We start from the raw sequence: 3,490 nt of genomic DNA on the forward strand, positions 1-3,490 counted from the left end.
CCCCAGCCGCGCCAGTGCTTCAGGGTGCCCGGGACGCAGCAGCAGGGCGCGCCGCGCCGCCCGCTCGCCCGCGAGCGCATCACCGCCGTCGAGTTCGGCCTCGGCGAGGATCACCCACGCGATCGCATCGCCCGGTGACTTCGATACCTGCAGCCGTGCCTGCGCGCGCGGATCCTGCATGTCAGGCGCGCACGCGCGACCCGGCCAGGTCGAGCGAATACCACTGCGTTGCCTCTTCGTCCCAGCCGGCGTTGCGGTAAAGCGCGCGCGCCGCGAGGTTCTCCACGGCCGTCTCCAGCACGATGCGATGCCCGCCGGCAGCACGCGCTGCCGCTGCCGCGGCCTCGAGCAGGCGCCGACCGACCGCCATGCGTCTCGCGCCGGAATCCACGTACAGGTCGTTGAGCACGAATACCGGCACCAGCCGCACCGACGAGAACATCGGATACAGCTGCGTGAAGCCGACCGCGAGATTCCCGCGCCATGCCAGCAGAACGATCGATTCACGCAGCGCCATGCGTTCGGCCAGGAAGGCGCGGCCCGCGGCGCGATCCGTGGGCTGCCCGTAGAACTGGCGATAGGCGTCGAACAGGCGCGCCGCGTCGTCGAGGTCTGCGGGGCGGGCGGCGCGGATGCTGAGGTCGGCGTTCATGGCGGTCGCGGCGGCGGGCGTGGTCGCATTGTCGCGTGCAAGCGTGGCATGCGGGCGGCGCTCGTCGCGCGGTGCCGCCGAGGCATCAACCCGTCGTCGTGAGGCGCGCCAGCTCGTCGGCCTGATGCTCCTGCTGGAGGCGATCGAGCAGCGGGTCGATCGCGCCGTCCATCACGTTCGGGAGATCGTAGAGCGTAAGGCCTTCCACGCGATGGTCGGTGATGCGGCCCTGCGGGAAGTTGTAGGTGCGGATGCGCTGGCTGCGATCGCCGCTGCCGACCTGCAACTTGCGCGTCTCGGCCTGGGCCGCCGCGGCCTTGGCGATCTGCGCGTCGGCGAGCATCGCGCGCAAGCGTTTCATCGCCTTGTCGCGGTTGGCGTGCTGGCTGCGCTCGGTCTGGCTTTCCACCACCAGCCCGCTGGGAAGATGCGTGATGCGGATCGCCGAGTCGGTCTTGTTGACGTGCTGGCCGCCGGCGCCGGACGAGCGATAGGTGTCGACGCGCAGGTCCGATGCCGAGATCTCGATCGGTGCTTCGTCCGCCTCGACCGGAATGATCGCGACGGTCGCCGCCGACGTGTGGATGCGCCCCTGCGATTCGGTGGCCGGCACGCGCTGCACGCGATGCGTGCCCGATTCGAACTTGAGGCGCGAATACGCACCGCGACCCTCGACGCGCGCGATCACTTCCTTGAAGCCGCCATGTTCGCCCGCGCTGGCGGACTCCACTTCGATCCGCCAGCCCATGCGCTCGGCGTGGCGTGTGTACATGCGGAAAAGGTCGCCCGCGAAGATCGCTGCTTCGTCGCCGCCTGTGCCCGCGCGCACCTCGAGGTACACGTCGCCCTCGTCGCGCGGATCCTTCGGAATCAGGTGCGCGAGCAGTTCGGCTTCGAGCCGCTCGAGCCGCAGCGTCGCGGCTTCGGCTTCCTCGTCGGCCAGCTCGCGCATCTCCGGGTCGCTGCGCATAGCCTGCGCATTGGCCAGGTCCTCTCGCGCGCGACGTTCGTCGTCGAGCGCCGTGGCGACCGGTTCGAGCTGCGAGAACTCGCGCGACAGCCGACGGAACTGCGGGGCGTCGCTGATCACGGCGGGGTCGCCGAGCAGGCGTTCGAGTTCCTCGCGACGTTCGGCGAGGGCTTCGAGCTTGCGGCGGAGGGAAGGGTTCATGCGGAGTCCGGTCGACGGGGCAGGGCGGCCCGTCGGCGCGACGGGTCGTTCGCAGCGCGGCGGGCGTCGCTAACGCTCGTCGCGCGATGCGTCGGCAGGCGGCGCTTCCGGAAACAGGCGCTCGGCAGCGCGCGCGATATCGGCGTCGCCGCGCGTGGCCGCGTCGCGCACGGCGACGGTGGGGGCGTGCAGCAGGCGATTGGTCAGCGTGTGCGCGAGGAACTCCAGCGCCTGTTCGGCCGACATGCCGGCAGCGAGTTGCTGCTTGGCCTTCGCCAATGCATCCGCGCGCGCCGATTCGCCATGGGCGCGGATGCGCTTGACCGGCTCGATGCGCGTGCTGGCATCGAGTTTTTCGCGAAACCGGGCGACCTGCAGCTCGACGATCGCTTCGGCTTCATCGGCAGCTTCGCGGCGGCTGCGGCGGTTCTCGTCGATCGCGCGCTCGAGGTCGTCCACCGTGTACAGGAAGACGTCCTTGAGTTGCGCGACGTCACCGTGGATGTCGCGCGGCACGGCCAGGTCGAGCAGCAGCATCGGGCGACGACGTCGCGCGGCGAGCGCCGCTTCGACCTGCCGTGCGTGCAGGATCGGCGTGCGGCTGGCGGTCGCGCTGATCACCACGTCGGCTTCGGCGAGATGGCGGTCGAGCTCGGTCAGCGGCAACGCGTAGCCGCCGTGCTGCAGCGCGAGTTCCTGCGCGTGCGCGACAGTGCGATTGGCGACAAGCAATCGTTTGGTTCCGGCCTGCACGAGATGGCGCGCCGCGAGCTCGATCGTTTCGCCGGCGCCGATCAGCAGCACGGTGCACTGCGCGAGCGGCGCGAACGATTCCTGCGCGAGTTTCACCGCGGTCGACGCCACCGACACCGGGTTGGCACCGATGCGCGTGTCGGTGCGCGCGCGCTTCGCCGTGTTGAAGGCGTGCTGGAACAGGCGGTCCAGCCGGTTGCCGAGCGTGCCCGCGGCCCGCGCGGTCGCCCAGGCGTCCTTCACCTGCCCGAGGATCTGCGGCTCGCCGAGCACCATCGAGTCCAGCCCGGTCGCGACGCGGAACAGGTGGCGCACCGCCTCGGCGTCCCGATGGCGGTAGAGGTAGGCGTGCAGGTCCGGGCCGACGTCCGAGCGCTCGGCGAGCCAGTCGGCGAGCGCGTGGCCGTCATCGCCCGTCTCGGCATAGAGCTCGGTGCGATTGCAGGTGGACAGCAGCGCCACCTCGTTTACCAACGGCAGCGCGCGCAGTTCAGCCAATGCGTTGCCGGCCGCGTCGCCGGCAAACGCCACCCGTTCGCGCACGTCGAGCGGCGCGGTGGCGTGGTTGAGGCCGATTACGTGGAAACCCATTCGTTACAGATGCCTGCGCTAAGCTGCGGCAACAGCTCCCGGCATTCTACCGGCGCCGATGCTGTGCCCCTTCCCGCTGCCATTATCCCGGGTGCGCATGCCTCACGTTTTGCGTTCGATCAAGCGTCTCGGCTTCGTGATCGCGGTCTCGACCGCGCTGCCGGCCCTGGCCGCAGGCGCCCCGGCGCCCGGCGCTCTGCCGTTGCAGCCGCTGCTGGCCGGCGAGTTCGCGCTGCAGGCAGGCCGCCTCGATGAAGCGGCTGCGGGCTACCTGCAGGCCGCGCGCGCCACCCGCGACGTGGCCCTTGCCGAGCGCGCGACCG

Annotated in this window: 3 protein-coding genes and 2 pseudogenes; 1 reads left to right on the top strand and 4 read right to left on the bottom strand. The window is 70.7% G+C overall.

The window, feature by feature from the left end; all coding sequences use genetic code 11:
• From FW784_RS13085 to hemA, 4 genes and pseudogenes are all read right to left on the bottom strand, one after another.
• Nucleotides 1-180: pseudogene (locus FW784_RS13085) on the bottom strand (UDP-N-acetylglucosamine-peptide N-acetylglucosaminyltransferase); the annotation flags it as partial.
• Between the two features lies 1 nt (nucleotide 181).
• Nucleotides 182-652: a GNAT family N-acetyltransferase gene (locus FW784_RS13090; RefSeq protein WP_149353770.1), complete on the bottom strand. Its 471-nt coding sequence runs from the start codon at nucleotides 650-652 to the stop codon at nucleotides 182-184.
• Between the two features lie 85 nt (nucleotides 653-737).
• Nucleotides 738-1,823: a peptide chain release factor 1 gene (prfA, locus tag FW784_RS13095; RefSeq protein ID WP_149353771.1), complete on the bottom strand. Its 1,086-nt coding sequence runs from the start codon at nucleotides 1,821-1,823 to the stop codon at nucleotides 738-740.
• A 69-nt stretch (nucleotides 1,824-1,892) separates the two neighbouring features.
• Nucleotides 1,893-3,167 carry a glutamyl-tRNA reductase gene (hemA, locus tag FW784_RS13100; RefSeq protein WP_149353772.1) on the bottom strand — a complete coding sequence of 425 codons (1,275 nt, stop codon included), beginning with the start codon at nucleotides 3,165-3,167 and terminating at the stop codon, nucleotides 1,893-1,895.
• A 58-nt stretch (nucleotides 3,168-3,225) separates the two neighbouring features.
• Here hemA and FW784_RS13105 point away from each other — a divergent pair.
• Nucleotides 3,226-3,490: pseudogene (locus tag FW784_RS13105) on the top strand (hypothetical protein); the annotation flags it as partial.

Source organism: Cognatilysobacter lacus, assembly GCF_008274655.1.
Taxonomy (GTDB): Bacteria; Pseudomonadota; Gammaproteobacteria; order Xanthomonadales; family Xanthomonadaceae; genus Cognatilysobacter; species Cognatilysobacter lacus.

What these genes read in the sequence shown, in the direction of transcription:
- FW784_RS13090 (WP_149353770.1), bottom strand. Translation starts at nt 652, where the DNA reads ATGAACGCCGACCTCAGCATCCGCGCCGCCCGCCCCGCAGACCTCGAC.
- prfA (WP_149353771.1), bottom strand. Translation starts at nt 1,823, where the DNA reads ATGAACCCTTCCCTCCGCCGCAAGCTCGAAGCCCTCGCCGAACGTCGC.
- hemA (WP_149353772.1), bottom strand. Translation starts at nt 3,167, where the DNA reads ATGGGTTTCCACGTAATCGGCCTCAACCACGCCACCGCGCCGCTCGAC.